General features: G+C 51.6%; 15 protein-coding genes. 10 read left to right on the forward strand and 5 right to left on the reverse strand.

Going from position 1 to position 14638, the window contains the following annotated elements; all coding sequences use genetic code 11:
* Positions 1–118: 118 nt before the first annotated feature.
* Positions 119–892 carry a ZIP family metal transporter gene (locus GK091_RS08180; RefSeq protein ID WP_164036174.1) on the forward strand — a complete coding sequence of 258 codons (774 nt, stop codon included), beginning with the start codon at positions 119–121 and terminating at the stop codon, positions 890–892.
* 3 nt (positions 893–895) lie between these two features.
* Here GK091_RS08180 and GK091_RS08185 read toward each other — a convergent pair whose 3' ends face one another.
* The gene (locus GK091_RS08185) at positions 896–1354 is read right to left on the reverse strand and encodes a hypothetical protein (RefSeq protein ID WP_164036175.1); all 459 of its coding nucleotides are present in this window, start codon (positions 1352–1354) and stop codon (positions 896–898) included.
* A 144-nt stretch (positions 1355–1498) separates the two neighbouring features.
* Between GK091_RS08185 and GK091_RS08190 the strand changes: the two genes are divergently transcribed.
* The 6 genes from GK091_RS08190 (at position 1499) to GK091_RS08215 (ending at position 7919) form a co-directional block, all read left to right on the forward strand.
* Positions 1499–1876 (forward strand): hypothetical protein, encoded by a 378-nt coding sequence (locus GK091_RS08190; protein ID WP_164036177.1) that lies wholly within the window; start codon positions 1499–1501, stop codon positions 1874–1876.
* Between the two features lie 97 nt (positions 1877–1973).
* Positions 1974–4331: a TonB-dependent receptor gene (locus GK091_RS08195; RefSeq protein ID WP_394351860.1), complete on the forward strand. Its 2358-nt coding sequence runs from the start codon at positions 1974–1976 to the stop codon at positions 4329–4331.
* Positions 4332–4516: 185 nt separating this feature from the next.
* The gene (locus GK091_RS08200; RefSeq protein ID WP_246202172.1) at positions 4517–5659 is read left to right on the forward strand and encodes a sialidase family protein; all 1143 of its coding nucleotides are present in this window, start codon (positions 4517–4519) and stop codon (positions 5657–5659) included.
* Between the two features lie 93 nt (positions 5660–5752).
* Positions 5753–5956 carry a hypothetical protein gene (locus GK091_RS08205; protein WP_164036184.1) on the forward strand — a complete coding sequence of 68 codons (204 nt, stop codon included), beginning with the start codon at positions 5753–5755 and terminating at the stop codon, positions 5954–5956.
* 38 nt (positions 5957–5994) lie between these two features.
* Positions 5995–6810, forward strand: coding sequence for an MbnP family protein (locus GK091_RS08210; RefSeq protein WP_164036185.1), 816 nt, complete (start codon positions 5995–5997; stop codon positions 6808–6810).
* Entirely contained in the window at positions 6807–7919 is a 1113-nt protein-coding gene (locus tag GK091_RS08215; protein WP_164036188.1) for a cytochrome-c peroxidase, read from the forward strand. The genes GK091_RS08210 and GK091_RS08215 overlap by 4 nt, the downstream gene beginning before the upstream one ends.
* A gap of 27 nt (positions 7920–7946) precedes the next feature.
* Here GK091_RS08215 and GK091_RS08220 read toward each other — a convergent pair whose 3' ends face one another.
* From GK091_RS08220 to GK091_RS08230, 3 genes are all read right to left on the reverse strand, one after another.
* Entirely contained in the window at positions 7947–8327 is a 381-nt protein-coding gene (locus GK091_RS08220; protein ID WP_164036190.1) for a MerC domain-containing protein, read from the reverse strand.
* 117 nt (positions 8328–8444) lie between these two features.
* Complete coding sequence (locus tag GK091_RS08225; protein WP_164036191.1) at positions 8445–9149, reverse strand: TapB family protein; 705 nt, start codon at positions 9147–9149, stop codon at positions 8445–8447.
* 159 nt (positions 9150–9308) lie between these two features.
* Entirely contained in the window at positions 9309–10184 is an 876-nt protein-coding gene (locus GK091_RS08230) for a geranylgeranylglycerol-phosphate geranylgeranyltransferase (protein WP_164036193.1), read from the reverse strand.
* Positions 10185–10400: 216 nt separating this feature from the next.
* On the opposite strand from GK091_RS08230, the gene bshA reads away from it, so the two are divergent.
* The 3 genes from bshA (at position 10401) to GK091_RS08245 (ending at position 13700) form a co-directional block, all read left to right on the forward strand.
* Positions 10401–11540, forward strand: coding sequence for an N-acetyl-alpha-D-glucosaminyl L-malate synthase BshA (bshA, locus tag GK091_RS08235; protein WP_164036195.1), 1140 nt, complete (start codon positions 10401–10403; stop codon positions 11538–11540).
* An 82-nt stretch (positions 11541–11622) separates the two neighbouring features.
* Positions 11623–12960, forward strand: a complete 1338-nt coding sequence (locus GK091_RS08240) for an NAD(P)/FAD-dependent oxidoreductase (protein ID WP_164036197.1) — start codon at positions 11623–11625, stop codon at positions 12958–12960.
* Between the two features lie 92 nt (positions 12961–13052).
* Positions 13053–13700 carry a sterol desaturase family protein gene (locus GK091_RS08245; protein WP_164036200.1) on the forward strand — a complete coding sequence of 216 codons (648 nt, stop codon included), beginning with the start codon at positions 13053–13055 and terminating at the stop codon, positions 13698–13700.
* 81 nt (positions 13701–13781) lie between these two features.
* Here the strand turns inward: GK091_RS08245 and GK091_RS08250 are convergent, their stop codons facing one another.
* The gene (locus GK091_RS08250) at positions 13782–14576 is read right to left on the reverse strand and encodes an alpha/beta fold hydrolase (RefSeq protein ID WP_164036202.1); all 795 of its coding nucleotides are present in this window, start codon (positions 14574–14576) and stop codon (positions 13782–13784) included.
* Between the last annotated feature and the right edge of the window lie 62 nt (positions 14577–14638).

Here is a 14638-nt window from a genome sequence, read left to right on the forward strand (position 1 = left end):
AGTGTCTTAGGGCTTCGTTTGATGGTTGGGTACTTTCTCGGTAGTCAAGCACTCCCCTCCGCCAAAATCATACCCGTTGGCCGGTCCTGCCAGACGGAAATAAACGCTAAAATTACGTATGGTAGGTACAGTCCAGATGATTCAATGGGCGATTTGGGGCCATAGTGGTCTGGCTGGTCTGGCGGTGTGCGGGATTTCGCTGATCGGTGGGCTGGCGTACCTAATGCCTTCGTCCGTTTTGCGTCGGCTATTGCCCCTGGGAATCAGCCTCTCAACCGGAGTTTTGGTAGGCGATGCGTTTCTGCACCTTATTCCCGAATCGTTGGAGCGAATTGGAAGCACGCAACTGGTGATGCTGGGAATAGTAAGCGGTATCGTCCTCTTTTTTAATCTTGAGAAACTGATTCGCTGGCGTAACCACCGGCACAGGTCGGGAAGCTCAGCGGTAAAGCCTTTGGCGACGATGAACCTAGTAGGCGACGCGTTACACAATTTCATCGACGGGACGCTGATTGCGGGTAGTTTTCTGGTCAGTCCGACCGCCGGGTGGGCAACAACGGCCGGTTTGCTGCTGCACGAACTACCGCAGGAAGTCGGCGACGTTGGCACACTGCTATACGGCGGCTTTACCCTTCGTCGCGCTTTGTTCTATAATTTAGTGTCAGCGTTAACCTGCCTGCTCGGAATTGGTGCGGTGCTGGTTACGGGATTATGGCTCGATGAGTATCTGATTTACAGCCTGCCAATTGCCGCCGGGGGATTTATTTACATTGCCGCCAGTGACCTGATCCCCGAACTGCACCGGTTACAGCAATCAGCTCAGTCGTGGTGGCAGAGCGCGTTCATGCTACTCGGTATTGGGCTGATGCTGTGGCTAGCCATGATGGAATGACCCTTACTGAACGTTCTTCGCGCGGTCGAGCGCCTGCCGGGTTTGGACGCTGATTTGCTTGATATTGGTTAGGAACTCCCGTTGCAAATCACGCATCTGGATGGCTGGCAGGTCTTTCGTGTCGTTGTTGTTCGCATGGTGGTGATGATGTTCACCAGTACCGTGCTCGTGGTGTTCGTGTTTCATACCGGGGACTTCCACCAGGTTTTCTTCCCATTCTTCGAAGGCCGTTTTCAGACTATCGAGTGATTGCGTCGTTCTCTTTGCAGCTGGTGACGTTTTTTTGACAAGCAGCGTGCGGACCGAATCGATCTGATCGATCAGTGGTTCGAGCTGCTCTTGAACAGCAGTAGCTTCGGTATGGTACCGTGCGGCTTCATCGAGCAGCGGTTTGTCGGCGTCCGACTTTCCTGAACAGGCAATCAGGCTGGGAACCAGACCTAAAAGAAGAATAGTGCGCATGGAGTACGTGTTTTTCGGTAAATATAGGAATATTTGCAACATTGTTGCGTTTGTGCTTTTGTTTGTATGAAGTTTGTGTTGCCGCAGAAAACTTTCACCACCGGGCAACGCACCGAAGCAATTCTACGGTACCTTTGTGCTGCCATGAAAAATGCGCTTCTCTACGTGTTGCTCCTTGCAACGCTGCTCCCAACGGTGAGCCAGTGGGGAACCATCGCGTATTATCATGCCAACAAGGCTTATATTGCGCGCGTGCTGTGCGAAAACCGCGATAAACCGGACCTGCATTGCAATGGACAATGCTATCTGGCTAAACGGCTAAAGGCGCAGCAGGACAAGCAGGATAAGGAAACCACGGAGCGGGTTCAGAACATGCCCGTTTTGCACTTGTTTTATGCCGCCAGCGAGCGATTCCTGTTCGCTCCTGACTGGTGCGAACAATTGCTCACTGCCTTACCTGTTTATCGGTTCCCCGCCTACAATACACCCACAGCTGGTTTGTTTCGCCCTCCCCAGGTTTAAGTCAACAGAATACCGATGATGTAGGCTAGCCGAGCACCCACGATGAATGGGGCCGACAGTCATGTCCTTTCATTTTCCTGACTTAAACAATTATTCATTGAAGACCTATAAATTGCTCATAGCCTTCGGCTTATGGGTTGGTGTTGCCTGTTGGGTAACTGCCCAATCAACTAAACAAGGGCTCGTTTTTGATGCCCTGACCAAAGAACCGTTACCGGGGGTGACCCTGATGTGGCCAGATGGGAAATCGGGTGTTGTAACGGATGCCAGCGGACGGTTTCTGCTACCGGCCAACTTTACCAAACTAGTTGTTTCAGCCGTTGGCTATCGTCGGCAGGAGGTAGCCGTAACGGCTGGCCAGTCCGTACGTATCGCGCTCGAACCCGCCGTTGAAGACCTGCAAACAGTGGTGGTAACGGGAAATCGGGAAGCAGCACTGCGTACCGAAACGCCGATGGCCATCTCAAAACTTTCGCCTAAGCTGATCGACGAGACAAAGCCAACGAGTATTTATGAAGTGATCAACAAAACGCCGGGTGTGCTGATGGTGAACCTCAATAATGAGCAGCACATGATGGCGATTCGCCAGCCAATGACGACCAACGCCTATTTCCTCTACCTAGAAGATGGCGTACCGATTCGGCCAATGGGGGTATTCAATCATAATGCCCTGCTCGAAATGAATCAGTTTACGGTCAGCTCGATCGAAGTGGTCAAAGGACCGGTATCCTCGCTGTATGGACCGGAAGCGGTTGGCGGAGCGGTAAACTTCATTACCCAGCGGCCAACGGCGGTCCCGACGGTTCGCGTGGGCATTCAGGCCGACCAGTGGGGATACCAGCGACTTCAGGTTGGGGCAGGGGCCCGGCAGGGTAAGTTCGGAATCTACCTGGGAGGTTTCGTATCCAGACAGCGCAACTCGTGGCTGGCCAGCTCCGACTATGATAAAGCGTCGTATTTCGCGCGTCTCGAATACGCGTTTACGCCAAGTACGCGCCTGACCGGTACGTTCTCCTACAACGACTACGATTCCCAAACCAGCGGTAGTGTTGACAGTACCGCTTTCTTTGCGCGTCAGTACGCCAGCACGACTGATTTTACGTATCGAAAAACGCGTTCTGTACGCAGTCGCCTGACGCTCGAACATACCTGGAAAGCCGGTTCGTCCGGTGTATCGGCGCAATCGTTTCTGACCGCTTTCGTGCGGAATAACAGCATCGGCCAAAACCCGACGTATTCGATTCGATGGGTGAGTGGTGCATCGACGGCAACGGGCCAGATCAACAGCAATGATTTTCGGAGTTATGGCTTCATTGCGCAACACACGCAGCCACTCAATTTCCTGAATAGCAAGCTCATCGTCGGGGCCACGCTCGATCTGTCGCCCAATACGTATTACGCCTATCAGACTGATTTGGCCGCTGAGTTACGGCCCGACAAAAAATCGGTGCTCAAGTATACTCAATTGCGCGAGCGGCCCGACATTCAGTTAGCCAACTACCAGGCCGATATTCATAACACGGCTGCGTATCTGCAATATGATCTGGAACCCCTGCGCAAACTACACTTGTCGGCCGGACTTCGCTACGACCGGATGGCGTTCGATTATACCAACGCGCTGGATAACAGTTCGGGCGGTAAAGCCTACAGTCAGGCAACCCCCAAACTTGGTGCAACCTACGATCTGGGTAACGGAAAAGGACTGTACGCCAGCTACTCGCAGGGTTTTTCTCCCCCGGCGCTTACCTCGGTGTTCCTGAAACGGACCACGCCGACGGCTTCCGGTGATTTGTTTTACTACAATCTCCAGCCCGCCCAATTCAACAATGTTGAGATTGGTGGCTGGGCTTCCTTACTGAACAATAAGGTCTACGTTGATGGTGCGCTCTACCAGATGAACGGGACTAACGAACTGCTCAACATACGCCAGCCCGATAACTCGTTCGATTACCAGTCGGCGGGCCGTACCCGTCACCGGGGCGTTGAACTTGGGGTAACGTATCGTCCGTCGAAGCAAGTGTTTTTTCGCTTTGGGGGAACTCATGCCGTTCACCAGTTTGTCGAGTTCACGCTTAGCCAGCGACAAACGGATGCGGTGCAGAATGTGAATGGAAAAGACATGCCATCGGCTCCCCGGACGCTGTGGAATACGGAAGTCAGTTACTATCCGACCTGGCTCAAAAACTTCCGAACGTCGGTGGAATGGCAGCACGTATCGGGCTGGTATCAGAACCAGATCAATACGGTCAGCTACGGTGGTTATGACTTTGCCAACGTGCGCGTAGGTTACCAGTGGAAGGGTATTGAACTCTTTTCGAACGTGCTGAACGTAACCAATGCGTTGTTTGCCACAAACGCGACACGGGGTAATAACGCCACCGATCGCACGACGTATACCCCGGCCGCACCGCGCACGTTTGTGGTTGGTATTCAATATAGTTTTTCCGGAAAATAATAATATCTGTAGAGACCGGTCCGCCGGTGCGGCAATCCCTTGCGTCTCCTGTGCGTCAGCAAAACCGTCCGGTCAGGAGACGCAAGGGATTGCGTCTCTACAAAAAATGAAAATGTATGATATACACATTATTTCTTCCGATTCTGAGCTGGTTACTAGCCGTTATCACTCCTGCCGAGACGACTATGTCTGATCCTCAATTTGTTGGAGCAACGCCCCGTCTGACAACCGATGCGGCTGGGAATCCGCTGCTGAGCTGGGTTGAAAAAGAAGGCGAAAAGAGTGCTGCCTTTTACGTCGCTACGTCCACGGATGGCCATTCGTTTGGGCCGAAGATTAAGGTGAAAGCGCCAGCTACGCTCTCAACCCATGCCGAGGGTATGCCCAAAATCGCCGTCAAGGCAGACGGCACGTTGCTAGCCGTTTTCGAAGTGCCACGGCCAACGCCCGAGTCGCGCTTTGCCGGTGATTTGCTGTATACGATGTCGACCGATCAGGGGAAGACCTGGCTGGAACCAAGACCCGTTCATCAGGAGGCCGCGCCCGGAAAGAGTCATTCCTTTGCTGATGTAACGCGGTTGCCCAACGGCGAGATCGGTATCGTCTGGCTCGACGAAAAATTGCCGAACCGCGATGGGCGACCCGTGGTCTTTGCGCAGACAACCAAAGGGAAAGGGTTCGGAACGGCGGTGCTGGTCGACGACAATGCCTGCCAGTGTTGCCGGACGAATGTATTTGTTGATAGTCGGAAAGCGATCCACCTGACTTACCGGGATATGATTCCATCGGCGAACGTGGGCGAAATTCCGGCCCGCGACATCAGCACTGCCGTATCGGTCGATGGAGGCAAAACGTTCGGGAAACCGCAGGTAGTCGTGGCCGATCACTGGCAGGTCAATGCCTGTCCGCACGCGGGACCCGTGGTGGCCGAATCGGGCAATGATATACTGATGACGTGGTTTTCGGGCAAAGAAAATGCCGCTGGGCTGCGTCTGGCCCGATTGGGTACTGATAAACTGGTATCGGACGTATTGACCAGCCGGGCTAAACATCCGCAGGTGGCAACGGTCGATGGCCGGATCGTCTGGCTTTGGGATGAAGCGATTTCGAAAGATGGCTCCGGCGAAATGGGGTCGTTCGTGCAGCGAATTGGTATGCGAACCGTAACCGGCAATAATGTTAGTGCAACGTCGTATATCACCCCTGAAACCGCCAGTGCGACGTATCCGGTTGCTATCGCTACAAAACAGGGGCTGCTGGTTGCTTATGAGCAGACGACCGCCGGACAAAATACGGTGATCGTAACCCGGCTAATGGAGACGCTGTAAGGATCGTTTATGAGTAACGAACTGGTGACTGTTGAAAATAGAATGGTCGCCCGTTCGTTACTTCTATACCGAAATCACTCCTGTTCCGCTGATATGTTTCGTCGACTGCCCCCCATCATTCAGTTTATTTTTGTCAGTATGATTGGCATTTTTCTGGGCACGGTCGCGGGACTGATCGACGAGTTGCTGCAAAAGCCGTTCAGTGCAGCCAATGCCCTGGTCTGGCTGTTTCTGATGATCGTTAGCGCGGCTATCGTGGCGGTCATTGCCGTGTACGGTCGCAACGGGTTTCGGTAAATTAACGTATTGCTAGTAACGTAATCCCCAAACGGGTCATGAAAAACTCTATTAAATTATTGGTGGCGTCAGTGCTGTTCATCGGCCTTGCCATTACGGCCTGCGATACGACTAATCCCTACGTTCCTCCTGATCCCTTTGGTTCCATATCATTGACGCTCGATAACGTTGCTGGTGACCAGGACCTTAAACTCAATACTAATACCTATCAGAATGCGGTAGGGGAGTCGTTTATTCCGACGAAGTTCAACTATTTTGTCAGCAATATCCAGCTTAAAAAGCAGGATGGCAGCACGTATACTTTACCACAGGCAAACAGTTACTTTCTGGTGCAGGAAGAAAAGCCCGAATCCCAGTCGCTGACATTGGCGAGCATACCATCGGGAAATTATACCGCAATCACATTTGTAGTGGGTGTCGATAGCGTACGTAGTCTGGCCGATATCAGTCTGCGAACGGGCGTTCTCGACCCCGCGCTCAACGACGGGATGTACTGGGAGTGGAATTCGGGCTATATCTTTATGAAACTGGAAGGGACGTCGGCCCTTGCACCGGCCACCCAGAACAATACATTCTTTTACCACATCGGTGGCTTTGGTGGTGGCTATAACGGCAAGAAGACCATCAATAACCTGCGTAAGATCACGATTCCATTCAACGGTGATGTGGTAAACGTAGACCCGTCTGTCAAGCCGCAGGTTCGATTGAAAGCCGATCTGTTGAAGGTGTTCAATGGATCAACCAGACTGAGTATCGCACAAAATTCGTCGGTCATGTTCGATGCTTACTCAACGAACATTGCCAATAATTACGCGAACATGTTTAGTTACGACGGTATGAAGACGAATCAATGAGCGAACAAGCCCGCCATAACGCCCGGAAGATTGGTCTGATTGTCAGCCTTTTTTTGTTTGGACTGGCCGTCGCCTGCCAGACAAAATCGGGTGATACTGTGCCGACTCCCGATCCGACATCGACCAATCCGGGCGGTATTCAGTTTAACCCAGAACCTGTTACCCTCCGGCGACCGGCCAATTTTCCGGCTCCGGTTTATGATCTGAGTCAGAATCCGCTCACCGTTCAGGGGGTAGCCTTGGGGAAAGCGCTGTTCTATGATACGCAGTTGTCGCGGGATAGCAGTGTCAGTTGTGGGTTCTGCCATCAGCAGTTCGCAGGATTCGCCCATTCCGACCACCCGCTGAGCCACGGAATCGACAATAAGTTTGGTACCCGTAATGTGCCTAGCCTGCAAAATGCAGCCTGGGGGCGGGAGTTTTTCTGGGATGGCGGAATTACGGATTTGAACACGCTGTTCATTGCACCCATCACGAACCCGGTCGAGATGGATCTGAAGTTCGCGGATGCACTAGCCAGGGTTCAGCAAAGTCCCAAGTACCCAAGTATGTTCAAATCTGCATTTGGGTCGGACACGGTTACCACGGCGCGATTCCTGAAAGCCATTTCGCAATTTGTTCTGACGCTCGTTTCGGCTGATTCGCGCTATGATAAATACGTCAGAAAAGAAGCAGGTGGCGAGTTGACGAGCGACGAACTGGCCGGGTTAATGCTGTTTCAGCAAAAGTGCGCGACCTGCCACGCAACCGACTTATTCACCGATCACAGCTACCGTAACAATGGCCTTCCGACCAGTAGTATCAACGATCAGGGCCGCTATACGATTACGCTGAACGAAGCCGACCGGCTAAAATTTAAGGTGCCAAGCCTGCGCAATGTCGAGCGTACGTTTCCCTACATGCACGATGGTCGTTTTACAACGCTGGAGCAGGTGCTTACTCATTACACAACAAATGTGAAGGATAGCCCAACGCTGGACGCTGCCCTCAAAACGAACGGAAAGCTGGGCATTGCGTTGACCGAGACCGAAAAAGCACAGGTCATCAGCTTCTTAAAAACGCTGACCGACAACACGTTCCTGACCAATCGGGCATTCAGCGCGAACTAGAACCGCTGGGTCGCCCCACGGTTCTGACTAGTGCGCGTGTTGTAAGCGATGCTGACGAATATTGGTGAGATGGGTGATAACTAAACCCGCTGAAGCGACGTAGCCGATGTATTCAAAAATAGGGTTAACGTCTTCCAGCACAATAGCTATGGCAAACAGGCCCAGAAAACTCCACAACGCTTTTTTGACAATCGGAAGGGCATAATGGCGGGTTGCGAAATAGACCGCAACGATATTGACACCAATAAAGACATAATCAAGACTCAGATAGCCGAAACGCAGGTGGTCGTCCTGAAGCAGAGCGGTGGACATCAGCAATATTGGTGTGATCAGGCAGTGGATAATGCACAATACAGACCCGGTGATGCCAATGTAGTCGGCTTTGCGAGAGAGAATTTCTGTTTTCATGGGCAACAGGACAATGCTTCGGTCAATCGTATTTCCTCCTAACCGACTTTTATGCAACAAAGTTGCGTAAATTTTACTTTTCGTCCAATCGCCCTGTAGCCGGCAACGTGAATTAACTCAGTTCGCCTTGCTCAACAGGGTATAACCCATAAGCTTACCATTTTTGTTGTACGTTTCTGATTTGACATCCAGGAGCTGATTGCTGGCCCGGTAGCTCACGATATGCATGGTGCCTCGGATTGGAATCGGAATACTCATCATGCGATTATCAAAATTCATATCCGACGTTATTTTGTAGGTGTCGAACGTACCGGCGGGCGTCGTTATCGACTGCTGTCCTTCGACCTGCCGGTTGTTCACCGTCATGTTCATCGTCATCATAGTGGAGCCATTGCTGAGCATATCGGCCTCCATTTGTCCGTCCGCTAATTTCTGCCCGACGCTGAATTTACCCGGATACACCAGCTTGTTGGTTTTGAGCCTCATTTCCATATCCTTCATGCTGCTTTGCATCCCCTGCGCCATGCCCGATAAGTCGGCAATCAGCTCATCGCCGGTGCAGGTGTAGTGAATCGGGTAGGGCGGTCGCTGGTTGCCTTTTTCGTCCTGAAACTGGGCAATAATGTCCATGACCGTTGATTTACCTTCTTGATGAACATCCTTCACCTGATACAAAACCTTGCCGGTTGGTTTGTCTTTGCCACTGAACATGCTCATTTCAAAGCTCATGCCGGATTTGAGTGTCATGCCCATACAGGTCTGTGCATGGGTTCGGGGTACCGTTATCAACAAAATAAGGAAGGCAAAGGCAAGTGTTTTCATAAGAATGGAGTGAATTAGTCCGTATGAAAACAAATGTATGCGGAACGGGGCCGCTACGGGCAAACCCTTGAGTGAACGGCAGGAGTAACTACGTATGGTGTATTATCGATGCTGTATGTGGTCTGGAAAGTGCCGCTTTTGACGGTAAACCAGTCACCATCAAGCCCACACCATACTGACAACACCCAGGAGCATAATAAGCTTGCAGAGGTTGCTGAGGTAGCCAAAATCGCGCCGGGTATCGGCGAAGACCAGTCTGTAAATGAGCCAGATCAGGGGCACGAGAAGCAGCAGAAAAATGATGCCGAGCCGTAGATTACTGAGCGAATCGGCGATCATGAACAGGCTGAGAATAAACGACCCGATCAGGACATAAAGCAGGTATTTGGTTCGACGCAGACCCCAGACGATGGGTAACGTCCGGCAGCCGAACCGGGCATCGCCCCGTACGTCCTGCATATCCTTGATGATTTCCCGTACAAGCGAAATGCCAAACGAAAACAGCGCATAGATAAGCAGCATCTCCGCATTCTGCCGGTAATATACGGCCAGTACGATCAGTGACAGTGCCGTAAGGAGTGAAACGACAATGTTGCCGATAAACGGCTGCCGTTTCAGGGTGGACGAATAAAGCCAGAGCAGCGATACCGAAATGACATCGGCCAGAAAAACCCACTTGCTCAGGTAAAGGCCAATCAAACAGCCAATTACGTTGAGCAACTGATGGGTGCCGATCGCGACCCGACGTTTCAGGAAACGCCCGATAACGACCCGCTCCGGTTTGTTGACAAGATCGATCTTGATGTCGAAATAATCGTTGATGATGTAACCGGCGGCCGCAATGCAAACGGTAGAGAGCGAAAGCAACCAGATGGTTGGGTCAACGAGCAGACGAGGCCACGATTCGCGGGGACCAACCAGAACGATACGGGCCAGAAACTGCGTCAATACAACAATCAACAGGTTCTGCACCCGGATCAGTCGAAGGAATCCGAATGCAAACGCCGAGAAAGGTATGGGCTGACGCGTTGACATACTGTTTTTTGCAAAAGTAAGGCTTTTAGTGATCGGGTGCGTAAGGTGATCGGGACAATTCTGACCAATTGGTAACCACTTCGTGCCGCTGACCGGACTGGTTTCGTATCAGGTCATCGACAACCCTGGTTACCAAATCCTGGATCATCGGGATTCTTTTTGCTGTAGTTTGGTGTTGTTCGAACAAATCGTTTCCGGCTCGCAAGGGCTTAACGCATGAAAATTGGTATTGTATGCTACCCGACTTTCGGGGGCAGTGGCGTTGTAGCCACCGAACTTGGCAAAGCGCTGGCTAAAAACGGCCATCAGATTCACTTCATTACGTATCAACAACCACCCCGGCTCGATTTTTTCAACGAAAACGTTTTTTACCACGAAGTAAATATACCATCTTATCCGCTCTTTCAATACGCTCCCTATGAGTCGGCGCTCGCCAGCGAAATGGTCAATGTCGTATTGAACGAAAACGTTGATTTACTGCACGTTCATTACGCTATTCCGCACGCATCGGCGGCTTACATGGCTAAAATGATTCTGCGCTCACAGGGTCGGACAGTGCCCGTTGTGACAACGCTTCATGGTACGGATATTACGCTGGTGGGAAAAGATGCGTCGTACGAACCCGTCGTCACATTCAGTATCAATGAGTCCGATGGGGTAACGTCGGTTTCCGAAAATCTCCGGCAGGATACCTACGCTCATTTTAAGGTTCACCGCGAGATCGAGGTAATTCCGAATTTTATTGATCTGGATCGTTTTCAACGTCAGCAGAAGGAGCATTTCAAAAAAGCGATCTGCCCCAACGGCGAAAAACTGATCGTGCACACGTCGAACTTCCGGCGGGTGAAGCGCATCGACGATGCCGTTATGGTGTTCTATAAAGTTCAGCAGCAGATTCCGGCAAAACTCCTGCTGGTCGGCGATGGCCCTGAACGGGCACGTATCGAGCGGCTGGTGCGGGAATTGGGCATCTACGATCAGGTGCGTTTTCTGGGTAAGCTGGATGCGGTTGAAGAAGTATTGTCGGTCGCCGATCTGTTTATTATGCCGTCCGAAAACGAGAGTTTCGGGTTAGCCGCGCTCGAAGCAATGGCCTGTGAGGTGCCGCTGATCACGTCGAATGCCGGTGGACTTCCGGAGCTGAACTTGCAGGGCGTAACGGGTTTTCTAAGCCCGGTTGGTGACGTAGACGATATGGTTAAAAATGCCCTGTATGTGCTGGATGATGCGCATCTGCCCACCTTTATGGCAAATGCCCTGGCGCGTGCCAAAGAATTCGAGTTATCCCGTATCTTGCCGCTTTACGAAGCTCATTACGAGCGTGTGTTGAGCGAATCCAGGTCATTGGTTTCATAAACATAGTTTTTGTGTCGTTTGTGAGTTGAGGTGTCTCAGTCCTATAAACGACTTTTCATCGTCAACCGACAAATCAGACGTAATGAATCCAAACATACCCTCAACAGATCGGAAGCGCGTTGTTATTGTTGGTGCCGGTTTTGGTGGCCTCAAGCTGGCCCGCAAGCTGTCTCGCACCAAGGAGTTCCAGGTAGTGCTGGTCAACAAGCAAAACTACCACGAATTTCAACCCTTGTATTATCAGGTTGCTACCGCCGGACTGGAAGCCAACTCCATTCTGTTCCCATTGCGGGCCGTGTTTGGTAACTGTAAGAATGTACACATCCGGGTCACTACGGTAACGGGTGTTCGCACGGCCGACAAAACGATCGATACGGAGCTTGGTCCTATCACCTACGATTATTTAGTGATGGCTACCGGAGCCGACACTAACTTTTTTAATCAGCAGAATATCATTGAAAAAGCACTGCCCATGAAGTCGGTCGCTGAAGCGATTGCCCTGCGTAACCGGATGCTTCAGAACTTTGAGGATGCACTGAGTGTCGAAACGGTAGACGAGAAAGAGGGGCTGATGGATGTCGTCGTCGTTGGGGGTGGGCCTACCGGTGTCGAACTCTGCGGTACGCTGGCCGAGATGCGCCGAACGGTGTTGCCAAAGGACTACCCTGAGTTGGATTTTAAGATGATGGACATTTATCTCATCGAATCGGGCGGGGAGTTATTAGGGCCAATGTCGGTACAGTCGCAGGAGCATTCGCTGGACTATTTGACGGGTCTGGGCGTAAATGTCAGGCTAAATACCCGCGTTAAAGATTTCGACGGACGGATCGTTACCATGAACGACGGCACAACGTTACGGACCAATAATCTGATCTGGGCCGCTGGTGTCAAGGCGAACCCGCTGGCGGGCCTGCCCCCGGAGGTGATCGGTCGTGGGGGGCGCGTGCTGGTTAACCGGTACAGCCAGGTTCAGGGATTTACGGACGTATTTGCCATTGGCGATGTGGCATTAATGACCGAAGAAAAGTGGCCCAATGGCCATCCGCAGGTAGCGCAACCGGCCATGCAGCAGGGTCGACAATTGGCTAAAAACCTGCTCCACCTAGTTCATAATGAGCCAATGGGAGAGTTTACATACCACGATTTGGGGACAATGGCCACCATTGGTCGCGGACTAGCTGTCGTTGATTTGCCATTTTTTAAGTTTCAGGGATTTTTTGCGTGGCTAACATGGTTGTTTGTACATCTGATGTCGATAGTTGGCGTAAAGAACCGCCTGTCGATCTTCCTGAACTGGATGTTCAACTACCTGACCTACAGCAATTCACTGCGGTTAATTATTAAACCGAAATTGCCGAAGGGAAACCTGGCTGATATGCAGGAAAAACTCTCCGACCAGCTGGAAGTCAGTAAAACGTAATCGGGATAGTAAACCAAATTTACTATTTGGGATGGCAAACCCATTTTTCGTTCTAATTTTGCACTATTATCATTTGTCAACGTATTTGCCCTATGGAATCAACTACTGAGAAGTTGCACACAATGGCTGGTCACGGCAAGACCCGGCCCAAAAACAACGGCACCAAAAAATTATTCGATAACCCAATCCTGGAAGCCCTGTCGCGTACCCACATTCTGGTCCCCATCTCGATGTGGCTGGTTCTGTCGGTCTTTCTGGGTTGGTACGCGTTCACCTACACCGAAATGAGTACGAGCACCATCGCGACGTTGTTCGTAACGGGTTTACTGGTGTTCACACTGTTTGAATACGTTTTACACCGGTATCTATACCACATAGCGCCTACAACACCAAAACGGGCTAAGATCCAGTATACATTCCACGGTATTCACCACGAATATCCGAAAGACAAAACCCGGCTGGCTATGCCTCCAGCGCTGGCTATTTTTGTGGCGGGTGCCTTCTTCGGTCTGTTTTTCCTGATCATGGGCGAAGCAGCTTACGCATTCTTTCCTGGTTTTCTGGTCGGTTATTCGGGTTATCTGGCTGTGCACTTTATCGTTCACGCCTATGCTCCTCCGAAGAATTTTTTCAAGCAGTTGTGGGTAAACCATAGCGTGCACCACTACAAGAATCCCGAAAGTAACTACGGTGTGTCGTCGCCAATGTGGGATTATATCTTCAAGTCGTTTCAGAAGTAGAAACCGCTGTCTGATCAAGAACAAGCCCGTCTGGATTCGTCCAGACGGGCTTGTTCTTTTTGTCAAGTAATAGAAACGGCTTTAGTTGGTCAAAAAACTGACTACCGCCTTTGCAAATTCGGGCGTGCGCATAGCCCCGCCATGATCGCCCGGCACGACGACCAGCCGGGAACCCGGAACCGCATCAACCAGCGTTTGCGGATCGCCATTGTCTTTGTCCTGATCCCCGTTGACAATCAGGAGCGGCACGTTGATTTTTGCCAGTTCGGCCCGCGTCGTAACGGGTTGAAACTCCTGCAAGCGAGCCAGCACCACCGTGTCAGCCCCGGATTTTTTGGCGTAATCGATAGCTCCCTGCAATTCCGGATGGCTTCCGGGCTTCGTTAACGCTTCGTGGAAATTCTTTCGGCGAATCCAGTTCGGGTCCGAGAAGTCGACACTGATGCCGCCCATCACCGCCCGACGAACCTGCTTATCCATGGTCAGTAATTTAGCTGTCAGGATGGCCCCGCGCGAGTAGCCAACCACATCATAGTTTTTCAGGCCGAGGTGTTTCATCAGGCCGATCACGTCTTTTAGCTCGGCATTATCGCGGTAGGCTTCGGCGGTGTGTGGTTTATCGGACAGGCCATTGCCTCGCAAATCGAGCGTTATGACCTTGAACCCGGCGTCGACCAGTGCCTGCCGGGTAGCGGCTCGTTTCCAGCTTTCGCTCGTACTGATAAAGCCGTGCAGCAGCACGACGGGCTTTCCTTCCCCCAACATGTCGTAGTGAATTTTTGTCCCGTCGAACGAGGTAAAGAGCGGTTCGCGAGTCGGCTGTGAATAACCGGCAAGCGCAAAAAGTAGGCTGATCAGTAAAAAAAGAGGGTTCATCTGAAAGGCAGGGGAATGGTTCAGCGTGAGCGAATTGGATAAGTCTAACTTTTCGCTAGTTT

The sequence above is a fragment of the Spirosoma agri genome (assembly GCF_010747415.1).
GTDB classification, from domain to species: Bacteria; Bacteroidota; Bacteroidia; order Cytophagales; family Spirosomataceae; genus Spirosoma; species Spirosoma agri.

Bases quoted from the DNA above. Each gene is read 5' to 3' on its own strand.
- GK091_RS08180 (WP_164036174.1), top strand. From the start codon at position 119: ATGGTAGGTACAGTCCAGATGATTCAATGGGCGATTTGGGGCCATAGT.
- GK091_RS08185 (WP_164036175.1), bottom strand. From the start codon at position 1,354: ATGCGCACTATTCTTCTTTTAGGTCTGGTTCCCAGCCTGATTGCCTGT.
- GK091_RS08190 (WP_164036177.1), top strand. From the start codon at position 1,499: ATGAAAAATGCGCTTCTCTACGTGTTGCTCCTTGCAACGCTGCTCCCA.
- GK091_RS08200 (WP_246202172.1), top strand. From the start codon at position 4,517: ATGTCTGATCCTCAATTTGTTGGAGCAACGCCCCGTCTGACAACCGAT.
- GK091_RS08205 (WP_164036184.1), top strand. From the start codon at position 5,753: ATGTTTCGTCGACTGCCCCCCATCATTCAGTTTATTTTTGTCAGTATG.
- GK091_RS08210 (WP_164036185.1), top strand. From the start codon at position 5,995: ATGAAAAACTCTATTAAATTATTGGTGGCGTCAGTGCTGTTCATCGGC.
- GK091_RS08215 (WP_164036188.1), top strand. From the start codon at position 6,807: ATGAGCGAACAAGCCCGCCATAACGCCCGGAAGATTGGTCTGATTGTC.
- GK091_RS08220 (WP_164036190.1), bottom strand. From the start codon at position 8,327: ATGAAAACAGAAATTCTCTCTCGCAAAGCCGACTACATTGGCATCACC.
- GK091_RS08225 (WP_164036191.1), bottom strand. From the start codon at position 9,149: ATGAAAACACTTGCCTTTGCCTTCCTTATTTTGTTGATAACGGTACCC.
- GK091_RS08230 (WP_164036193.1), bottom strand. From the start codon at position 10,184: ATGTCAACGCGTCAGCCCATACCTTTCTCGGCGTTTGCATTCGGATTC.
- bshA (WP_164036195.1), top strand. From the start codon at position 10,401: ATGAAAATTGGTATTGTATGCTACCCGACTTTCGGGGGCAGTGGCGTT.
- GK091_RS08240 (WP_164036197.1), top strand. From the start codon at position 11,623: ATGAATCCAAACATACCCTCAACAGATCGGAAGCGCGTTGTTATTGTT.
- GK091_RS08245 (WP_164036200.1), top strand. From the start codon at position 13,053: ATGGAATCAACTACTGAGAAGTTGCACACAATGGCTGGTCACGGCAAG.
- GK091_RS08250 (WP_164036202.1), bottom strand. From the start codon at position 14,576: ATGAACCCTCTTTTTTTACTGATCAGCCTACTTTTTGCGCTTGCCGGT.